Raw genomic sequence first — 18,491 nt, 5'->3', positions numbered from 1 at the left:
TTTTTTCGCCCAACGACAAGCTAGTTATCATGAACTGATTCGTATTTATTCTATCACTTGAAACAGATCTTCATCAATAATATATTTAGTTGCTTCATCAAAGTTACTTAAATAAGATTCGATGAATAAGAGATTTAGATGCTTGTAATTTTTATATTTACAGATTTCTACTATTTGATCATGTTCAAAGTATTCTAGACAATTAGCTATGATTAATACTGAATCAGGAAGTAATTCAGAGATTAATTCAAGATAATTTATGAATGTATTATATAATGGTTCATCCATATCCTTTACAACCTTTAATCCAATAGCTTTCAGATAGTTCTCAACAAGAAGTTCTTGATCATAGTCGAAATCAAGATTATAGTCTTCTAAACTATTTTCTATGATTTGATTAAGAAATTGGATATGTTCTTTGAATTCAATATCTAAATCTCCATCATCAATAATCTTTGACTGTATGTCTGTATAGATAGCTTTTAATAAAGGCTTTGAATTTAGGTCTAATTCAAATGGATTGAGTATGAATAATGATTTAGGTAATATGTTTTTATCTTTGTCATCTAATAATACTATTTCATTGGTTTTATTTTTATCTTTGATTATTGTTGATATTGTTTTCAAAACATGTGAATAGAATTTTGGCTCTTTAATAATGAGTACAGTATTAGAATAGTCATTAAACTCAATACTTTCATCAAGCCCCATAATGTTTAGTTTCATAACACTATTAACCTATTTTCACTATCTTCAGTTTCAGCTTTCTTTTTACCTACAATGTAGTCTATTTGCGAGAACTGTTTTTCTGTAATAACTAATAACTCTACATCACCATCGGGTGGCTTGTGTGCTTCTAATCTTGTTCTTTCTGCTTTAACTATTGAATTATTGAGTGCTAACTTACAATAAACACTTTCTTGCATCATTATAAAACCATCATTTATTAAGAACTTTCTAAACAAAGTATATTCTTTCCTATCTAAATAAGTCTGCATAGGCAAGTCAAAAAACAATATCATTCTCATATATCTATAACTCATAATCAAAAAATTCTATTTCATCAACATCTTTATCCTTTAAAGCCTTAACAACACTCTTAACATATAAACTAATGGCATTAGATACATATTGGTTACTATTACTAATATGAACACGATGATTTAATACATCAATAAGCTTTAGCTTCATAGTCCCATCAAACACCTCATTCATATTTTCATATACTATTCGATCAACTAATGGACGAAATGGTTCCATTAAATCCGATGATAAATTAAATGGATTGAATTCATTTCTATGTTTAATACCTAACTGTGTTAAACATCCCTGGGCAACAACCTCTCTATTAAATTGCGAAAGAATTATTGAATATCCATAATCCAATGCTGCATTAACATCTATCTTTGCATCTCTGGTAAATTGAAGGCCAAACAAACTATTGAAATAAACTTTAGCAGAATGTCCTTCTCTATTTGTTTCGTCATTAAACTTAACATTATCACAATACGAATAAAGCATATCTGCTTTATCTTTGTCTTCAATTTCAAGAAGCTTAGCTTGATTATAGATTTTCTCTTTTATTATTCTTGTCCAGATTAGGGTAGAATATTCTTTATCCCAAGATAACTGTTCTTGAATGCGTTTGGATGAGTTATGACAACCATAGTACGATACAATTTCACCTGCTGGATTACGCTTTTCATCACAGAATACAACCTTTATCTTCCTACTTAGTAATTCATTTACTAAGTAGGAAGTAATAACGGTTGCAGTAGAATTGATAATAATTGTATTAATCTCAGATAAATGAATCTTTTTTATTTCTTCATTTCTTACAATTAAATACCCATTCTTATACGAGAGTTTTGCCTTATGATCAATAACTACTATACGCCAGCTCATAACTTATATTTTTTAGAGAATAAACCTGTAACAGAAGTGGAAATAAAGGTTGTTTTATTGAGGTCAATATTTTTATGTGTAAACCTCCCAATACGATTAGTAAACTTAAAATCATCATACATTATATTTCCATTCATAGGACCTGCATGCATAATAATTAAAATCTGCTTTATAACATCACATTTCTCAACAACATCAATATTCTTAAAGTCCTCAGCTCTATCAAAGAATCTCTTCGCGATTCCTTTATAAGCCGGATATAACGTATCCATCTTTTGTAATAGTTGAAGGTACAAATCAAAAATTTCTTCTTCATCTAAATACTCATAACGCTTTTTTAACATTGCTGCATAGATTTCACTAATTAATTTACAGCTTTGTTCATTGAGTGATAATTGTCTTGCAGTTACGTATTCTGTAGGAGATGTAACGTAGTAAAGACCACCATCAATTTCTATTAGCTGATTTTTGAGTATTTCCTTAACAATTCTTACATCTATCAGATCTTCATGTTCTGGCGAAGCAATATATGAAAGTTGTTCTTCAACTGGGGCATTCTTTAAATGCAATGGAATACTTGTAAGCTTCCTTACATCTATTAGCTTCTTGCCCTTTTTCTTTTTTCCTTCTATTGCGACGATAATAGATTGTACATTTCCGAAGCCGCCATATTTATGAACATCCGCACGATATTTATTTAGAGGTACCGTTGCTGCAGTAATTCCTTTTTCTGAATGAGCATCATTTGGTAATACCGTTACATTGAACAATGTACCAGAATTTTGTTCCAATTTCTTTGTTACATAAACATCTTTATAATAGAAACAAGATTTGATCTTACCAATTTTAGCAGGATCCCACATCACTTCACCTGTATCAATATCAGATTGTAGATGATTCATGCTATTAAGAATGAAGCCATAGTTATTATGATGTTTTACATCTTTCTTATAGTTCTTTTTGTACTGACCATAAATGATTTTTGCATCAAGATGTTCGAAGTTTTGATGCATGAATTGACCAACTATACATGCAATATATGCATCATGCGCATGATGAAAATCATTAATATCACGATTCTTATAGATTTTATATCTTTCTCTAAATTGGTGAGATAATTCTGCTCTTACTGTCACAATATTTGTATTCGTATAATGATCATTAATAATGACTGCAACATTCTTGATGATTTGTCTTGTTTCAACCAATTGTCTATTGATAAAGCGTTCTTTGTCTTTGTCGCTAAAATCTGTTCGAATAAGTGAAAAGAACTTCTTGTTAGACATAAGACCATTTTCATGAAGCATTTGCCAGAATCCAATCATTTTATTTCTTATTTCAAATGGGACTGTTTCGCTATCAAGTTTCCATTGATTTTCCTCCGGTAAGACAAGAACTCTATTATCAAAGCTATCATCCTTTATTAGAGATTGTGGAAGAATGTGATCAATCTGATATGTACTAAGTTTATCAATGTCAAGAGGTTTACCTGAGTACATACTCTTTCCCATCTGTAAGTAATATAGATAAAGTGCATCTGTCTCCATTCTTTTCTTCGCATCTTCTTTTTTCAAGGATTCATAGACTTGCTGATCTTCTTTAGTTTGTAAATTCAAGTTTTCATAAATTTTCTGTAACTTAGCTATTTTTGATTCTTTTCTTACCTTTTCTTGCTCCTCTCTCGCAAATTCAATATAGATATGACTTGGTTCATGTTTCATGAATTTAGTGATTTCCCGAACCACAAGTAGTGCTTGCCATATTCCTCTCTTAATTGCTGGTGAGCCTGCAAGCTTTTTCACCTCATCATATTTGAAAGGTCCTTCAATATCTTGCATATTACTCTCTTCAATGATTTGCTTATAACCAAGCTTTTCATCGTTTATGATTTCCATTAAATTCTTGTTAGAATTCTCCAAAACAAATAAAACTGTTGCTTTAGATCCAAACTCATTATCCGCAGTCATACCAGTTAAGAGTTTTTCTGACAATCTAGACCATCCTGTATAGTTTAATTTCAAGATTTTATCAACTAATAAGTCATCAAGTTGATAGACCTTCTTGAGTCTTCTTTTAAGTATTTTCTTATCTTCAAAAATAGAAATATCATAAATGATCTTTTCAATTAATTGATAATTTGATGCATTAATCTCACCAAATATCTTTGTAAAATCAATCCATGGAGCTAAAGATGTAGAGAATTGTAAATCTTTTTGATAGCCTTCTATTTTCAATTCTTCATTTATATCATAGTACTGATGTGTTACAAGCCAATCCTTCAGTTTTTTATCAGTAATTGTCTTGTTTTTCATAAATAGGTCTGACAATAATTCCTTTTTTGTCTCTACTGCTATAAGCTTACCATTAATACGAATCTTATTAAGTTCATTTAATACCTCAAACTTACTTACAGTAAGAGAGTTCTTTGCCATAACAGGTTCATCAGGAAAGTATGTTCCCGTATTCTTCATACGTTCTATAAAGCCTTCTGCAGTTGCGTCAATATCTACAATTTGGTCATAATTCCATGGCAGTATTCTTTCTTTTTGTTTATCCTCGAATTTCTTGATCCAAGCAAATTCTGAATGTGCATTTAATGGACCAAAATAATATGGGATTCTAAATTCAAGAATGGAGATTAATTTATCTCTATTTTCTTTTAATTGTGGATAATAAACAGACTGATTATCAATAATTTGAATCATTTCATCTTTCTGCATTTGATATGGAATTGATCCATTTGTTCTTGAGTTCTGTTTTAACATGAATTTTTCTAGATCAATACGTTCTAGAATTTCTCTTGCCTCATCAGTATCTACTTTAGCCAATAGTCCTTTAATATATTTATAGAATTCTTCTACAGGTGTATCTTTAGGATATTTGATATAGCCTAAATAGTTATGAAGTTTACGGTTATCTTTTCTAAATACTTCATTATATTTATCAGGTAATTCCTCACGTATTACCTTCTTTAAAACTCTCAAGTCTTTCTTGTGTTCTTCATATCTTTCAACCATTGCAGCTGAAATAGATGGATTATCTGTATGCGTTGCGCCAAGGATTGCTTGTAATTCAACCCAACTATAAATATTATGAAGCATTTCTATAAATTCAATATACTCGCCTAATTCTGACTGCAATTCATCTATTGTACTATCATAATTTGCATTAGAGAACTCTAGTACAATATCTGTATCACCTTTTTTCACTTCTTGAGCAAGAATCATTTTAGATATGTTGAATTTTAAGCCTACTAATGCTTTAGTAAATTCTTTATACGCAGCTTTTTCTTCTTTAGTAGGATTCATTATTTTAAGTAGATCGTCTGCTTTCTTGGATCTTTGATAAATCTTAGATAATACTGCAATCATTGAATTGATATCACTCTCAACGATACGATTATCAAATTCATTAATGGACATAAATTTTTCAATAGCACTATTCAGTCTTTCTTCAATATCGCTATTGTCCATTGTAAAGCTTTGACCTTCATACAAGAAATTTCCACGATATTTCACAATATGATGTAAAGCTAAGTATATTAAGCGAGGATCAGCTTTCTCTTTATTCTCACATAACTCTTTTCTCAAATGATAGATTGTTGGGTACTTATCATAATATGTCTTATCATTAAAATCCTTTTCGATAAAAAGATTATAGTTATCTTTATAATCATTACCTAGATTCTTCTGCTTATCTTCTTCATCTAAGAATGATACATTCAATAAACGAATAAAGAACGTTGGATCAACCTCCATAACCATATCGCCAAGTAAGTCTCTAAGCAATCTTATTCTTTCTCGTCTCTTATTGTATCGTCTTCTTATTGAACGACTTGCACGTCTTGTTGCTGCTGGTTCTGCTGCATCAAATAATCTTGATCCCCACATATGGTGATTTCCCTTTTTCAACAGTTCATAGTGTTCATCCATAACTGCCCAGCCTACAGAATTCGTCCCTATATCTAGTCCTATACTATATCTTATATCCTTATTTTTAGCCATGACCTTGACAACCTCCCTATTTTAGATTATTCTTTAATTGTTCAAAACAATATGTTTTGTTCAGTCCAAAATAACACAACGAGTTAAAATAAAGCTTATGCTTAAATGCCAGCTTTGCTGGTGTCATTTAGATGACTTTACTAAGGTTGCTTCGGCAACCTTTTTAAATGTCTTAAAATATGACTTTGTAAAATGAACATATTGTTCGAAAGACCTTACTATGAAAGTATATCACATATAAATGTAGCCATGAAAGCGTTTTATATACTTGTATGAAAGATTATTGATAATTAATACAAATATGTCTCTTTTAGATAAGAAATTAGTCATTATACGATTAAGATAATTTTATCTACACCTTCATACATTCCTGGTCAGCTTTTTCTTAAGTCTATGTTCTATCATATAAGACTTCCAAAAAAATGTGAACGAAGCACGTTCACATTTAAAGTAAAAAAGAATTGATCCACATATACTGATAAATTCTCTTTAAATGGTCTTTGCATTATAACTTGTTAGTTAAAAAGGCATTTCTAACACTTCTATAATAAATCACTCGTCTTATATATAGAATAACCTTCGTAATAATAACTTTGATCAATACCTTTCATATAGACATCACGATCATTAATCTTATCTGTTAATGCTTGCTTTAAGATGTGTTTGATTTCAATATCTCTAATAGGACTGCGTTCCATAGCTAAAAGATAATCTTCTTTATCTACAAGACTCCAAGCTACAACCTGCCTCAATTCTTTCTTCAAAATCAAATCTAGCCAAATTCTTGTACTTCTGCCATTCCCCTCACGAAATGGGTGAGCAATATTCATTTCAACATATTTTTCGATGATTTCATCATATGTTGATTGAGGCATTTTTTCGATATTTTGTAATGCTGCTTCTAGGTACATGAGTGGCGCAAAGCGAAAATGCCCTTTGGCGATATTGACAGTTCTGATCTTTCCTGCAAATTCATAAATTGTATCAAATAAGTATTTATGTATTTCCACAAGAGAAGTAAAGCTACCAGATTCAAGAGTATCCAAATATCCACTTTCAAAGAGTTCTATAGCTCTTTTCTTACTGATTTTTTCTTCTGCTTTCGCTAATTCTACTGAATCAGTAATTCCCAATTTATTGTCTAGTGCCATCACATTTTCCTTCTATAACTTATCGTACTTAGTCGCTACCCCTTTAGCTTTCTCTACTGGATACTTCTCTTCATTCTTCTTCATTTTCATCTTAATGATATCATCAGCTCTTACACCAATCTTGTCACACATTTGAAAGCAATAAATAAGCACGTCAGCGAGTTCTTCCTTTACACCCTGTTCATCTCCATCATATCCCCATTGATAGTGTTCAAGAAGTTCAGCAGCTTCAATAGATATCGACATAGCTAGCTTTTCAGGTTGGTGATACTGATCCCAGTCTCTGTCATTCACAAATTTATTTACTAATGCTTGTATTTCATCCATTACATGTTCCTCCAAACAAACTACTTTTAGTATATCACATAAGAAAGAAAACAAAGAATTACTTTCTTCTTATTATGTTTTTGTGAAATTGGGTACTCTTTACAATCGTATCAATTGTTTATGTTTTTATATTGTTGAAAGTATATCATACATAGGTAAAACCATGAAAGCGTTTCATAGCGTTATATAAATGTATGGTGATTATTAACACAAATATGTCTCTTTGAAGTAATGAAAAATAGGTCATGATGACCTATTACTTAACTTCTACAATTTTTAAATCTTTATCTGCTTCTTCTTGCTTGCGAATATTTCTTTTGACCATGGCATTTCCACATGCTTTTGTAACTACTAAGCCAGTAAATGCTCCTGCTGCAAAGATACCGCCCAAGACTTTTATTAATGACCCTTTCTGTGCGGTAGTGACAAGCGTATCATAGATTAGCTTCTCCATATATCCACTCCCTTTTTTACGTAATTAAATCATACCAAAAATATACATAGAAAGAAAGCGATTTCGATATAGCTTTTTACTATTGAAAGACAATTTTTACGCCTATATCATTACCTGCAACCTTCTTAACATCCTCTGTAATAGCACTTTCTAGTTTCTTTTCAGCCTTTGTATAGAGGCCTTTTTTAATGGCTCTTTTTTCTTCTTTTTCCTTTAGTTTATCAACAAGCTCTGTTGAGCTTTTGGGATTGGATGGATTGAGAATATTGGCATGACGATCTAGATAAGTGACTTTGCTGGTAGTGTGAGAAAGGGTTGTTACTTTAGGCAATGTCACCGTGACATGCTTACCTGATGCTGTTACTTTGGCTTTCTCTAAGTTAACACCTGCTTTAATTGTTCCACTAAACTTAATGACAAATGATTCTGTTGTAAAAGGAATCTTAATGCCAAAGAGTTCTTGTGTGTTTTCATATTTATCAGCTATTGTATATTCATATTGTTCTGTCGCAAGCTCCTGAATATCACCAAATGATTCTTGTATAGCAGAAGTATCTGGGGTACTGATTTGATTATAGACATAACGTATACCTAGTGCGATAACAATAACAAGCACTAAGATAATAATAATCTTTGTTAGTACGCTACCCTTATTTTTTCTCATAGTCTTCCTCCTGTGAGCACATATTGTAAATAATTGTTGTGAATAATACATGAACTACACTATCAAATATCCCCTATATATGCAAACAAAAAGGCATCCCCTCTGGATACCTATCACTTTTTAAGAAGGAAAGAAATGCCACACCAGTTTGTTTCATGAATGAGAAAACAAGAATTAAAGGAAAGAAATTAAGTATAAGCGAGACATTTCTATCGACTTCCTATGTTCTTATTATACGCAATCAATAACCCTTACGACAATAAAAATCATTCATTCGCTATTTTTTTCACAGGAATACCTATTCTTGTTTCTTTATAAGGAATGGATTCTAAGAGCTCTAACGATGTAATTGTACAGTTAATAGGCAATAGCATTTTAGGCTCTTTTTTGAGAACTGTCTTACGTGACAGGGTGACATGGGGCAAGAATTGTCTGTCATGAAAGGCAATCTTATGTTGATAAAGCTTTTTAACGAGTGATTTTTGCAAAGCATAGAGTTCTTCTGATTGATTTGTTCCAAGATAATAGAGACGACTATTACGATCAGGAAAGCTATCAAGATAATCTAGATTGAAGCTAAAAGGCTCAAAGCTTATTTCATCTCTTATCTCCAATAATTCATCAATCATTGACTCTTCCACTTCACCTAAAAAAGCCATAGTCATATGAATAGAATTCTCAGGAATGGATTTGATTTGTAAGGAATTGTCTTTAAGAATATTGACATTGGTAATGATTTTATTGGTTGCTTCTTGATCGAATGTCAAAGCATAATAGACTCTACGCATGATCCAAGCTCTTAATAATCCAGCTAAATCCCTTACCCACTCTTATGCCTGTATCTTTAAAATGATTACCAGGATTCATTTCTAAGATGCAATGGGTATGTTCTCGAAGATAGGCTTCATATGTTCTTAAGCAATCTCCAACACTTGCCATAGTCTTATTTCTTGCCTTCTCTTCCTTATCGCCCAAGGAAAGATAGACATATTGTGTCTTGATTGGATGGGTTTGTGTGTAGCTTAAGAAGTCTTTAAACCAGACACTTGGTGAAGCCCCCACAATACCGTCATATGCATCTTGATAGCCTGCATAAAGCGCGAAGAGACCAGCTAGTGAATAACCTCCAATAATGACATGGGCATCATGCATGTCATATAACACTTTGATTTCTTCAACAACTTCCTTGACTTCCTGATAAAATACATCCGCCCCACCTTGAAAGTCCTCATTGCCAAATAAAGCTGGCATATACCATGGTGAGAGTTCTTTCTGCCAGTCATTAACCAGTATGCCGACTAGAAGATAATCACTTGTTGTCTTGTTGATTGTTTCGATTTCTTCTTCCATCGCATCCAGATCATGTTCATCAATAGGTTGTATCAATAAATACTTTGCCTGTTTCTTCCCATGAATAAAACACTGTCGATTCTTTATTGTTTCCATTAAACCACCTCTTTATTTTATTGTAATGGAAACATAACATATTACAACAAGAAAAGATGACCTTTCAGTCATCCGTTTCCTGATAATAGAAGACTTCTTCGACATTCTTCCCAAATACATGTGCAATCTCATAGACAAGACGATAGGATGGATTGTATTCCCCTCTTTCAAGCCTGCCAATTGTTTCACGCGATACACCAACAATCTTTGATAAGTCTTCCTGTGTCATGTGATGATCATTTCTTAATGTGATTAATGTTGTCATAAGCCTCATCATGAAACACCTCACAAGACATTTATATCTCTTTTTCCAAGATAAAAGGTGTGCTAACAGCACACCTAGTTTAATAAATCATTATTTTTATGTTCATTGTCAACATAGTCCTTAAAGACTTGATAGGGTTCATCTAAACCAAGAAGACCAATGGCAAGCTCAAGACCAGTAATGACACCCTGTCCCTCAATATAAGCTTCACCTTCTTTTTTTGCGACTTGTTGTTTTAATGTTTCAATAGCTCCAAAAAGAGCAGGGATATTATCTGTAATATCAATGTTTTTCATATACCTCTCACCCTTTCGTGACAACACTATAGCATAGATGGTAAGATATTTCATGCAATATGATTGAAAGGGGAAATTGAGAATGCATTTGAGTGAGAATATGTTGATTGAAGTGATGCTGATTGCTGTTGGGGTTGTGATGTTTATTAGAAACAAGGAAAAAGATAGAAAAGTTGCTCTTTCCTGGGGTGCGCTTGGCTTGTTTGCCGGCGTGATTCTTATCCTAGGACTGTGTGGGATTATCAAGCTATAAAAAAAGCTCTAGATTGCTCTAGAACTATTGTTTGATCTTTTTCTGCTTATCCTCTTTTGGTTCACCAACATGGAGTAAATCCGTTACTTTCCAGATAATAGCCATTATTAAAAAAGCTGCAACCATAAGAATAAGCGTACCAATTGTTTCATAAACACTCATCATAGATCCCTCCTGACTAGAGTCATTTTATCATTGAATGCGTTAAATTGAAACAAAATTATTTATAAGAAAAGGGAAAGTGCATCTTTCCCTTTTTTTCTAGAGATCATCTTCAATTGCTGATGATTTCGCATAAGCTGTTGAACGGGCTTCAAAGAAGTCTGTTTTCACCTGATTGGCATCGGCATAAAGTGATACCCACTTCATGTCAGCAGGCTCTTTTTCATAACCTGGATAAAGTGTTCCAAGTCCTAATGATGAATAACGTAAGTTGCCAAGATATTTAATATAATCTTCAATCATCTTTTCATTAAGACCTTCAATATCATTGCCAATGACATATTTGCCCCAGGCAATCTCCTGTTCAACGCCTTCCTGAATCATGTCCTTAATGATCTTGATATGTGTCTCATCAAACAGATCAGGTTCCTCTTTTCTTAGTTCAACAAGAATATTTCTAAACAACCATAAATGGGTATTTTCATCGCGATTGATATAACGAATTTCCTGTACAGAACCTGGCATTCTGCCATTTCTTCCGAGATTATAGAAGAACATGAAGCCGGAATAGAAATAGATGCCTTCAAGAATATAGTTCGCTATTAAGACACGCAGGAATGTTTCTTTGTCCTGTTTCGTGATGAATTCGTTGTAGAGATTACCAATGAATTCATTTCTCTTTAATAAATGTTCATCCGTCTTCCATTGATAGAGGATATCATTTCTTTCTGTTGGATTACATATCGTATCCAACATATAAGAATAGCTCTGGGAATGGATGCATTCCTGGAAGGTCTGAATGCCTAGACAGAGATTGACTTCATTTGCAGTCACATACTGACTGATATTTGGTAAGTTAGCTGACTGAAGTGAATCGAGATAGACAAGAAATGAAAGAATCTTGTCATATGCAACACGTTCAGCATGTGGTAAGTGTGGATAGTCGGATTTATCCTGGTTTAAGTTAATTTCTTCAGGAATCCAGAAGTTATTCATGGCCTGACGATACCAGTCAGAAACCCATTCATATTTCATATTATTGAAGTCGTTGATATTAGTTGTGTTGAAATTGATAAGACGGCGATTTGCGACACTCGTATCCCCTTCAGGATTGAAGAGTGGCTTACGCATGATTTTATTTTCCATGTTTTTCCTTCTTTCTTATTATGCTGAACATGATTCACATTCTTCAGGATCAAGGGCACGAGAACGTACATAATAGACGGTCTTGACGCCCTCTTCCCAGGCTTGAATATAGAGTCTTAATAACTGGCTCATTTTATATTCATTGGTGATCCAAAAATTGACGGACTGTGACTGGTCAATATGGCGCTGACGGATACCAGCTGCCTTAACCGACCATCTTTGGTCTATAGAATGGGCACTCTTATAGTACCAATAAGTTTCTATAGAAAGCTCTGGCGCAACGCGAGGCAGGATAGCCCCCTTCTTTTCTTCTAAGAAGAAACGATGCATGACTGGATCAAGTCCGGCTGATGTCCCAATCAGAATGGATGTTGAAGATGTTGGTGCAGTTGCGAGAATCCAGGCATTGCGCATTCCTTCATGAGCAGCTTTCTTGAGTTCCTGCCATCTTGGCGATGTGTAGTATCTTCTTGTAAAATACTGCCCATCTTCCCACTCCGATCCTTCAAAATAAGGATATGAGCCTCTTTCCTTGGCAAGACTTGCGGAAGCTTTAATTGCAGCATAGTTGATATCTTCAAAGACCCTGTCAACAAATTCCAAGTGCTCTTCAGATTCCCACTTGATGCCATTCTTGGCCAACATATGATGATAGCCTGATACACCTAGCCCAATCGCACGATAATGCTGATTGGTAATCTTCGCATCAGCAACAGGATAGAAATTCAAGTCAATGACATTATCTAGAGCACGTACAACCGTGCTTGTAATTTCTTCTATTTCTTGACGGTTATTGACATCGATATGACCTAAGCACAATGAAGCAAGATTACAAACGACAAAATCTCCTGGCTTACTTCTTGTGACAATGACTTCTTCTCCATTTTCCAGTTCAACTTTCTCTGAAAGAATTTCGGCTTCAGACATATTCTGAGCAATTTCCGTACAAAGATTAGAACAATAAATCATCCCCTTATGTTTATTAGGATTCATGCGATTGACAGTATCTCTATTGAAGGCAAATGGTGTACCTGTTTCAACTGCTGATTTTAAAATAAGTCTGACAATATCTTTAATTGGTACAACACGTTTAGAGATTGTTGGATCACTGATACATTCATGATATTTTCTTTCCCATTCTTCACCATAGCTATCTTCTAGCGCATAGCCTTTTTTCATCAGCACTTCATGGGGATCAAGAAGATACCAGTTGCCTTCTAAATCATCTCTAGCCTGCTTCCAGAACAAATCTGGATAACATACAGCTGGAAAGACATCATGTGCTTTCATGCGGTCATCGCCATTATTGGTACGAAGCTGCAAGAATTCAGGCAGATCCTTATGCCATACATCAAGATAGACTGCAACAGCACCCTGACGCATGCCTAACTGATCAACAGCAACAGCTGTATCATTGACTAAACGAATCCAGCGAATAACACCACCAGATGCGCCTTCAAAGCCACGAATTGTTCCCCCACGGGCACGTACCTTGCCAAAGTACATGCCCATGCCTCCACCATATTTGGAAACATCAGCAAATTTGGAAACCGCATTATAAATGCCATCCAGGCTATCAGGAACTGTATCAATAAAACAGCTTGAGAGCTGGTGATATGGCTTGCGGGCATTGGATTGGGTTGGTGTTGCCATGGTCACTTTATGAAGTGACATCATGTCATAGAACTTCTTCACCCACATAAGACGATCATGAGGCTCATTCATAGCTAAATGCATGGCAATACCCATATACATTTCCTGAGGTGATTCAATGGCCTTTCGATCATGCGTATGAATGACATAACGCGAAAGCAATAAATCTAAGCCTGAATATCCAAAGAGATCATTACGGCTATGATCTAAAGCCTGTTCTAGCTGATCTATTTCTTCTTTCGTATAGTTTTCAAGGATGTAGGCACCATAGAGTTCTTTTTCTGTCATCATGACAATCTTCTCATAGAAAGAGTGTACATGCATGGCCTTTTCCGTTTCTTTGAGTTCACGCATAAACTGAAAACATAATAAGCGACCAGCAATCTTCTCCCATTCCGGTTCTTCCTTGCTTGTTAGTTCAGCAGCTGCTCTTGTCAATAAGTCAAGGCGTTCTTTTTGACTCATGAGATCCTTCGCCATCGCTTCATAACGTGAAGTGAGGCGATTGATATCTCTTTTAGGGAAGGTCTTTTGAATACGCTTGATGACATCATTGAGATTATCCTCGTTGTCATGTTCATCAATGGCAACAACCTGTAAGAGATGCTTACGGGCTTGTCTGACTTCATTTCTCTTTTCACGATAAAGAATGTAATTTCTTGCCACATTATAGAATCCATTCTTCATCAATGTCTGTTCAACAGCATCCTGTACACGTTCAACCGCAACAACATCTTCTCCCTTAAGCATATCCGCTATTTCTACAAGCAGTTCTTCTAGCTTGTCTTGGCTAATATCTTCTTTTGTCGCTATGAAGGCTTTTTGAATGGCATGAATGATTTTCTTGCCATCATAGTCCTCTTGGCGATTATCTCTCTTGACGATCGTTTTCATTCTTTGTTTAAGGCAGAGAATTCTGCCCTTCTCCTTTCCAACATACTTAGCTTTTTTCAGTATATCGATATCTCTAAATTCAGGCAAAAAGAACGCTTTGTTTTTTCAGAGTATATGAAAAGACACCCTGCTTACGTATTCATCACTTTACCTGTCATCCATTAAGTACTTTGTCTTGAATCACCATTATCGTTTGATTCTGTGGAGAAGAAAGTCTTCTTTGCTTGGCTTTATATACTAGGAATGTAATGAATTATCTAAACAAGATGTCTTTTCATTAAACGAATTTTCAGTATCTAGAATTTTGGAATCTCCTTCTTTCTTTTCTTTTTTCTACTTACACTATAATCATTTATGTAAGCGATTTCAAGTGCTTTTTATAATTTGAAAATATTCGCTATTTCTCTCCAACATATGTAATAACCTGTGAAAGAAGAAGTTTCTTTCAAGCATTCTAATGAGCCAGAGTTACTAAAAGACTCTTGCTATTATGCGAGAGTCTTTTTCAACATATGGATAAGAAAAGGTGCTTCAAATGCCAACATACAAATCCAGCCGACAAGATAACTAAGAGGAATACCAATCATTCCTAATCGTAAAGTAAAGACAAAGATCAATGCACTGATCACTCTACCCGTCATATTAATCAAGCTGCTAAAGAAGGTGATTTTTAAATCCCCAATACCTCTAAAATACCCCTGTATGGCATTTGTGATGGCAGGAAGAATATACATGAAGGCAATGCAATGGAGGTAGACTTCTCCTAGCTTAATGACTTTGAGGTCATTCGTGAAGAGTTCCATAATGGGATTAGCCAGAAAGAAGAAAAGCAGACCTACTATAATGCCATAAATAAGTTCAATCCGATTGCCTACTCTAAAGGCAACACGTACACGTTGTTCCTCTTTTGCTCCTTTGTTTTGGGCCATCACAGCGGTCATGGCATGGGCAATATTCTGTTCAGGAACAATCGCAAAGTCATCCGTACGATTGACGGCATTAAAGGCAGCTGTTGTTGATACGCCCATCGTATTGACAATCATCTGGATGCCAAGCTTTCCTACCTGGACTGTGGATTGTTGGAGGGCTGTAACAATGCCATAGGAGATTGTTTTATAAAGCATTGTATGATCAAAGATGAACCACCGTTTACCTAAATTGAGCACGGGAACATTTTTCTTAATATAGATTAAACACATTAATGCTGATAAACCTTCACTGATGACTGTTGAGATAGCTACACCATGGATTCCAAGCTTGAAAACAATCACAAAGATAAGATCACCAATAATATTCAAGATGGCAGAAACACCTAGAAAGATTAATGGTGACTTGGAATCACCCATTGCCCTTAACGTTGAGGCAAAGAAATTATAGAGAAAAGTAAAGACAAGACCTAATGAAATAATACGCAAATAGCTTGTTGCTTCAATAAGTAATTGATCTTCAACCTGTAAAATGATAAGAAGCTCTTTCGCAAAGACAAAAGCGAATATGCTCATGACAAGAGAAAAGATTGTCCCCGAAATAAGTGCTGTTGAAACCTGGCGTTCTAGTTTCTTGTAGTCCTTGGCGCCATATAACAGCCCAACAAGAATACCTGCCCCTAAGCATATGCCATTAAGCATCAGGATGACCAAAGTCATCAAGGGGTTACTTGTCCCAATAGCTGCCAAGGCCAATGAAGATACAAAACGCCCAACAATAATAGAATCAACGGCATTATAAGTAAGCTGTAAGATATTCCCTAAGACAAGGGGTATCGTAAAAGAAATAATCAGGGGAGCAAGCTTCCCCTTCGTCATATCTTTAGTCATCTATTCTACACATTTTCATACCAGGCATCTTCATATTCAATACGATAGAAACCCTTAAGTTGAATCAGCTTACGTACTTCATGAAAGGCTTTGTTGTAAAGTAGGGCATAACGGCTTGCTTTTGCTTTTTTGATTGATACAACCGCTTCACCTGTCTCAATCGTATTCGTTAATTCATCAATGTCATCTTCTTCAAAGGTCAGTAAATTCCATAAAGAGTACTTTGTCGTATAGAAAGACATATATTCTGGTGCTTCTGCCTTCCAGGCACATGTCACATATTTCTCTTCGCCATCTTCTTCAATGCTTATTTCACAGATCGCACTCTGCAATTGATAGCCATCAAAGTCTTCATCATAGGCATATGTACTTCTTGTATTCTTAATTTTAATCATGAGTATCCTCCAGTCGTATCAGTTCTTGTAGATGGTCAGCTAAGGCTTTGAACTTTCCGTTTTCAATTGCATGAGCCATAAGCGCCGTATGCACGCGTTCTTCGCGCATATAGAATGTCAGCATTGTCACGCATTCTAGTAAATCCATATCCTCGATTGCCTTTACGCCCATCTTCTTAAAATGCTTATAATAGTCTTCATCAAAGAGTCCTAGTTTATAGAAGCGATAGACATACGCTTTGGTTGGTTCATCGAATTGAGGTATATTCTTCCCAAACTCACCTTTATGGTATGTCACACTCTTCCCTTCAAACACAGGAAGATTGACAGCCTGACGGATAATATAGGCCTTTTTGAGTTCTTCACCTGTTGGTATCGCTTTAGCCGCACCACGCTTCTCACAACAGCAGGCCGCTGCAAGACTGGCTATCTGCATGGCTTCTTCAATTGACTTATTAGCCATTATACAAGCGAGAAAATAGCCAATATAGGTATCACCAGCCCCGGTTGTATCCACCACATGGCAAGCAAAGGCTCCAACATATTTACGCTTACCTTCAGATAAATAATAGCTGCCCTGTTTGCCAACCGTTAACAAGATATCATGATTTGAGAATTTGTTTTCTAATGCTTCCATCAGCTCTTCAAGATTTGATGTCATACATTTTGCAAGTAGTTGTGCTTCACTTACATTGACTATAAGCAAATCGATATATTCAAGTGGATAATGATTAACAGCTTCACTCATTGGCGCAGCATTCAAGATAATCTTTAGCTTTCGTTCATGAGCCTTCTTGATGATCTTATCAATGGCATTGATTTCATTTTGTAATAAGATCATATCACCAGCATGCATAACACTGAGAACTTCATCAATAAATGAATCGTCAATGGCATAATTAGCCCCACTATTTAAGACAATCGCATTCTCCCCATCAGCTACCTGAATAAAGGCATGGCCGGTTGGCTGATTAACTTCTTTTATAAACTGTGTTGTACAGTCATATTGTTCTAATACTTCTTTGAAGGCATATCCATCACTACCAATACATCCAGCCATGATAACTTCACCGCCAGCCTTTGCGATAGCAAGTGCCTGATTGAAACCTTTGCCACCAAGACTTCTTGTACATGTAAGTGCTGATTGTGTTTCTCCTGGACGCACAAAGTGATCCATGAGATAACTCTCATCAATATTCATTGATCCAAAACATAATACTTTCATTATTCCAACATCCTTTTCTTTCCGCATTATATCATAAGATGATCATAAATCACTATAAGAAAAAGGATGCTTCATAAGCATCCCTAGTCATTCCAGAACAAATCATTTAAAGTCACATCAAGTACTTTACATATTTCAATACAAAGATTTATTGTTGGATTATAGTCCCCTTTTTCTATCGCAATAATCGTCTGTCTAGACACCCCAACGGCCTCAGCAAGCTGTGCCTGGCTCATATCATGCGCAGCCCTAGCAGCTTTTAATTTAAGATTCTTCATGTTTCATCTTCCAGTTTCTGACAATCATGATGATGCCAAGAGTGAACTACCACCCACCTAAAGGTAGGTGGCTTCTAAGAACCTGACGGTTCTATTTAAGAAGTTTGATATTTAAGTTTCCACCTGACAAGTCAGGCAATCCTTATTCTTACAGGC

20 protein-coding genes are annotated in these 18,491 nt (G+C 34.9%); 1 reads left to right on the top strand and 19 read right to left on the bottom strand.

Translation table 11 applies throughout. The annotated features are described in order from the left end of the window. Positions 1-45: 45 nt before the first annotated feature. From csn2 to T529_RS0106880, 12 genes are all read right to left on the bottom strand, one after another. Entirely contained in the window at positions 46-726 is a 681-nt protein-coding gene (gene csn2 / locus T529_RS0106935) for a type II-A CRISPR-associated protein Csn2 (protein ID WP_033162890.1), read from the bottom strand. Next, positions 723-1,028 carry a CRISPR-associated endonuclease Cas2 gene (gene cas2, locus T529_RS0106930; RefSeq protein ID WP_033162889.1) on the bottom strand — a complete coding sequence of 102 codons (306 nt, stop codon included), beginning with the start codon at positions 1,026-1,028 and terminating at the stop codon, positions 723-725. Before cas2 ends, csn2 begins: the two co-directional genes overlap by 4 nt. A gap of 4 nt (positions 1,029-1,032) precedes the next feature. Further along, positions 1,033-1,905 (bottom strand): type II CRISPR-associated endonuclease Cas1, encoded by an 873-nt coding sequence (gene cas1, locus T529_RS0106925; protein ID WP_033162888.1) that lies wholly within the window; start codon positions 1,903-1,905, stop codon positions 1,033-1,035. Beyond that, the gene (gene cas9, locus T529_RS0106920; protein WP_033162887.1) at positions 1,902-5,909 is read right to left on the bottom strand and encodes a type II CRISPR RNA-guided endonuclease Cas9; all 4,008 of its coding nucleotides are present in this window, start codon (positions 5,907-5,909) and stop codon (positions 1,902-1,904) included. The genes cas1 and cas9 overlap by 4 nt, the downstream gene beginning before the upstream one ends. A gap of 542 nt (positions 5,910-6,451) precedes the next feature. Continuing rightward, on the bottom strand, positions 6,452-7,060 hold the full coding sequence (fic, locus tag T529_RS0106915; protein WP_033162886.1) for a protein adenylyltransferase Fic: 609 nt from the start codon (positions 7,058-7,060) through the stop codon (positions 6,452-6,454). 12 nt (positions 7,061-7,072) lie between these two features. Beyond that, positions 7,073-7,387: a nucleotide pyrophosphohydrolase gene (locus T529_RS0106910; protein WP_033162885.1), complete on the bottom strand. Its 315-nt coding sequence runs from the start codon at positions 7,385-7,387 to the stop codon at positions 7,073-7,075. Positions 7,388-7,643: 256 nt separating this feature from the next. Continuing rightward, positions 7,644-7,841, bottom strand: coding sequence for a hypothetical protein (locus T529_RS0106905; protein WP_033162884.1), 198 nt, complete (start codon positions 7,839-7,841; stop codon positions 7,644-7,646). A 79-nt stretch (positions 7,842-7,920) separates the two neighbouring features. Beyond that, entirely contained in the window at positions 7,921-8,505 is a 585-nt protein-coding gene (locus T529_RS0106900) for a DUF4230 domain-containing protein (protein WP_033162883.1), read from the bottom strand. A gap of 266 nt (positions 8,506-8,771) precedes the next feature. Further along, a complete protein-coding gene (gene thpR / locus T529_RS0106895) occupies positions 8,772-9,293 on the bottom strand; it encodes an RNA 2',3'-cyclic phosphodiesterase (protein WP_033162882.1) in 522 nt (173 codons plus the stop codon). After that, positions 9,286-9,951, bottom strand: a complete 666-nt coding sequence (locus T529_RS0106890; protein WP_033162881.1) for an alpha/beta hydrolase — start codon at positions 9,949-9,951, stop codon at positions 9,286-9,288. Before T529_RS0106890 ends, thpR begins: the two co-directional genes overlap by 8 nt. Positions 9,952-10,015: 64 nt before the next feature. After that, complete coding sequence (locus tag T529_RS0106885; protein WP_202962274.1) at positions 10,016-10,216, bottom strand: helix-turn-helix transcriptional regulator; 201 nt, start codon at positions 10,214-10,216, stop codon at positions 10,016-10,018. A gap of 74 nt (positions 10,217-10,290) precedes the next feature. Next, positions 10,291-10,512 (bottom strand): hypothetical protein, encoded by a 222-nt coding sequence (locus T529_RS0106880; RefSeq protein ID WP_033162879.1) that lies wholly within the window; start codon positions 10,510-10,512, stop codon positions 10,291-10,293. A gap of 82 nt (positions 10,513-10,594) precedes the next feature. Between T529_RS0106880 and T529_RS13120 the strand changes: the two genes are divergently transcribed. Further along, on the top strand, positions 10,595-10,765 hold the full coding sequence (locus T529_RS13120) for a hypothetical protein (protein WP_156032207.1): 171 nt from the start codon (positions 10,595-10,597) through the stop codon (positions 10,763-10,765). A 24-nt stretch (positions 10,766-10,789) separates the two neighbouring features. Here T529_RS13120 and T529_RS13115 read toward each other — a convergent pair whose 3' ends face one another. The 7 genes from T529_RS13115 to T529_RS0106850 form a co-directional block, all read right to left on the bottom strand. Beyond that, positions 10,790-10,930: a hypothetical protein gene (locus T529_RS13115; protein ID WP_156032205.1), complete on the bottom strand. Its 141-nt coding sequence runs from the start codon at positions 10,928-10,930 to the stop codon at positions 10,790-10,792. 96 nt (positions 10,931-11,026) lie between these two features. Beyond that, positions 11,027-12,073, bottom strand: coding sequence for a ribonucleotide-diphosphate reductase subunit beta (locus tag T529_RS0106875; protein ID WP_033162878.1), 1,047 nt, complete (start codon positions 12,071-12,073; stop codon positions 11,027-11,029). A gap of 18 nt (positions 12,074-12,091) precedes the next feature. Then, positions 12,092-14,620 (bottom strand): ribonucleoside-diphosphate reductase subunit alpha, encoded by a 2,529-nt coding sequence (locus tag T529_RS0106870; protein ID WP_033162877.1) that lies wholly within the window; start codon positions 14,618-14,620, stop codon positions 12,092-12,094. Between the two features lie 488 nt (positions 14,621-15,108). Continuing rightward, the gene (locus tag T529_RS0106865) at positions 15,109-16,437 is read right to left on the bottom strand and encodes an MATE family efflux transporter (protein WP_033162876.1); all 1,329 of its coding nucleotides are present in this window, start codon (positions 16,435-16,437) and stop codon (positions 15,109-15,111) included. A 5-nt stretch (positions 16,438-16,442) separates the two neighbouring features. Next, the gene (locus tag T529_RS0106860) at positions 16,443-16,832 is read right to left on the bottom strand and encodes a hypothetical protein (protein ID WP_033162875.1); all 390 of its coding nucleotides are present in this window, start codon (positions 16,830-16,832) and stop codon (positions 16,443-16,445) included. Continuing rightward, entirely contained in the window at positions 16,825-18,057 is a 1,233-nt protein-coding gene (locus T529_RS0106855; protein WP_051646900.1) for a ribokinase, read from the bottom strand. Before T529_RS0106855 ends, T529_RS0106860 begins: the two co-directional genes overlap by 8 nt. 83 nt (positions 18,058-18,140) lie before the next feature. Beyond that, positions 18,141-18,335, bottom strand: coding sequence for a helix-turn-helix transcriptional regulator (locus T529_RS0106850; RefSeq protein ID WP_033162874.1), 195 nt, complete (start codon positions 18,333-18,335; stop codon positions 18,141-18,143). Positions 18,336-18,491: the final 156 nt, after the last annotated feature.

It is taken from the genome of Sharpea azabuensis DSM 18934, assembly GCF_000702165.1.
GTDB classification, from domain to species: domain Bacteria; phylum Bacillota_I; class Bacilli_A; order Erysipelotrichales; family Coprobacillaceae; genus Sharpea; species Sharpea azabuensis.
The sequence above is the reverse complement of the archived record's forward strand: the minus strand, read 5'-3'. Positions and strand labels throughout refer to the sequence as shown.

Bases quoted from the DNA above. Each gene is read 5' to 3' on its own strand.
- cas9 (WP_033162887.1), bottom strand. From the start codon at position 5,909: ATGGCTAAAAATAAGGATATAAGATATAGTATAGGACTAGATATAGGG.
- T529_RS0106880 (WP_033162879.1), bottom strand. From the start codon at position 10,512: ATGAAAAACATTGATATTACAGATAATATCCCTGCTCTTTTTGGAGCT.
- T529_RS0106860 (WP_033162875.1), bottom strand. From the start codon at position 16,832: ATGATTAAAATTAAGAATACAAGAAGTACATATGCCTATGATGAAGAC.
- T529_RS0106885 (WP_202962274.1), bottom strand. From the start codon at position 10,216: ATGACAACATTAATCACATTAAGAAATGATCATCACATGACACAGGAA.
- T529_RS0106900 (WP_033162883.1), bottom strand. From the start codon at position 8,505: ATGAGAAAAAATAAGGGTAGCGTACTAACAAAGATTATTATTATCTTA.
- fic (WP_033162886.1), bottom strand. From the start codon at position 7,060: ATGGCACTAGACAATAAATTGGGAATTACTGATTCAGTAGAATTAGCG.
- T529_RS0106855 (WP_051646900.1), bottom strand. From the start codon at position 18,057: ATGAAAGTATTATGTTTTGGATCAATGAATATTGATGAGAGTTATCTC.
- cas2 (WP_033162889.1), bottom strand. From the start codon at position 1,028: ATGAGAATGATATTGTTTTTTGACTTGCCTATGCAGACTTATTTAGAT.
- T529_RS0106875 (WP_033162878.1), bottom strand. From the start codon at position 12,073: ATGGAAAATAAAATCATGCGTAAGCCACTCTTCAATCCTGAAGGGGAT.
- cas1 (WP_033162888.1), bottom strand. From the start codon at position 1,905: ATGAGCTGGCGTATAGTAGTTATTGATCATAAGGCAAAACTCTCGTAT.
- T529_RS13115 (WP_156032205.1), bottom strand. From the start codon at position 10,930: ATGATGAGTGTTTATGAAACAATTGGTACGCTTATTCTTATGGTTGCA.
- T529_RS0106905 (WP_033162884.1), bottom strand. From the start codon at position 7,841: ATGGAGAAGCTAATCTATGATACGCTTGTCACTACCGCACAGAAAGGG.
- T529_RS0106890 (WP_033162881.1), bottom strand. From the start codon at position 9,951: ATGGAAACAATAAAGAATCGACAGTGTTTTATTCATGGGAAGAAACAG.
- thpR (WP_033162882.1), bottom strand. From the start codon at position 9,293: ATGCGTAGAGTCTATTATGCTTTGACATTCGATCAAGAAGCAACCAAT.
- csn2 (WP_033162890.1), bottom strand. From the start codon at position 726: ATGAAACTAAACATTATGGGGCTTGATGAAAGTATTGAGTTTAATGAC.
- T529_RS13120 (WP_156032207.1), top strand. From the start codon at position 10,595: ATGCATTTGAGTGAGAATATGTTGATTGAAGTGATGCTGATTGCTGTT.
- T529_RS0106850 (WP_033162874.1), bottom strand. From the start codon at position 18,335: ATGAAGAATCTTAAATTAAAAGCTGCTAGGGCTGCGCATGATATGAGC.
- T529_RS0106870 (WP_033162877.1), bottom strand. From the start codon at position 14,620: ATGAAAACGATCGTCAAGAGAGATAATCGCCAAGAGGACTATGATGGC.
- T529_RS0106910 (WP_033162885.1), bottom strand. From the start codon at position 7,387: ATGGATGAAATACAAGCATTAGTAAATAAATTTGTGAATGACAGAGAC.
- T529_RS0106865 (WP_033162876.1), bottom strand. From the start codon at position 16,437: ATGACTAAAGATATGACGAAGGGGAAGCTTGCTCCCCTGATTATTTCT.